This window comes from Megasphaera sp. AF13-6AC, from assembly GCF_027685385.1.
Classification (GTDB): Bacteria; Bacillota; Negativicutes; order Veillonellales; family Megasphaeraceae; genus Megasphaera; species Megasphaera micronuciformis.
This window is the reverse complement of the sequence record NZ_JAQCUN010000270.1, coordinates 1-680: the sequence shown is the minus strand read 5'-3', so window position 1 is coordinate 680 and position 680 is coordinate 1. Positions and strand designations below refer to the sequence as shown.

At 50.6% G+C, this 680-nt stretch carries 1 pseudogene; it reads left to right on the top strand.

Annotated elements, in window-relative coordinates:
* A pseudogene (locus PGX78_RS08770) lies at positions 1–680 on the top strand (hypothetical protein); the annotation flags it as partial.

The following is a 680-nucleotide window of genomic DNA, read 5'->3' as shown; positions in this document are numbered from 1 at the left end:
ATGGCAGGCAGCACGTACGTCAATAAGACGGGCGGCACGCATATTACCAACGTAGCCTATGCGACGGGCAACGACGGAAGCGAAGTCGTAAACGTAGACTACCTGACGGATCAGGTAAATAACGCCGTAACGAATACGACGACGAACATTACGAACAACCTGACGGCCAAGGGTATGAACTTCGTCGGTAACGACGGGCAGGTAATTCACAAGGACTTGGGATCGACCTTGGGCATTGTCGGCGGCGGCACGAAGGCAGATTCCGAATATAGCGGTGAAAATATTAAGACCGTAAAAGATGCAAACGGCAATATTTCCGTCATGATGGATAAAAACCTTGTTACCGAATCCGTTCAAGTCGGTAAAGACGGCAAAGACGGCAAGATCGGCATTAACGGTAAAGACGGCGTAGACGGTATTAACGGTACAAACCGTGTAGACATTCATGTTGAAAAAGGTCAGCCCGGCGTCAACGGTACGGACGGTGTTACTCGCATTGTTTACGAAGACAAGACGGGAAATCACGAAGTGGCAACCCTGGACGACGGCATGAAGTTTGCCGGAGATAACGGCACGGTAATTTCCAAGAAACTCAACGAACGGTTGGATGTCCGCGGCGGAGCTGCAGGAGCCTTGTCTGACGGCAATATCGGCGTCAACAACATTGGCGGAGTCTTAAA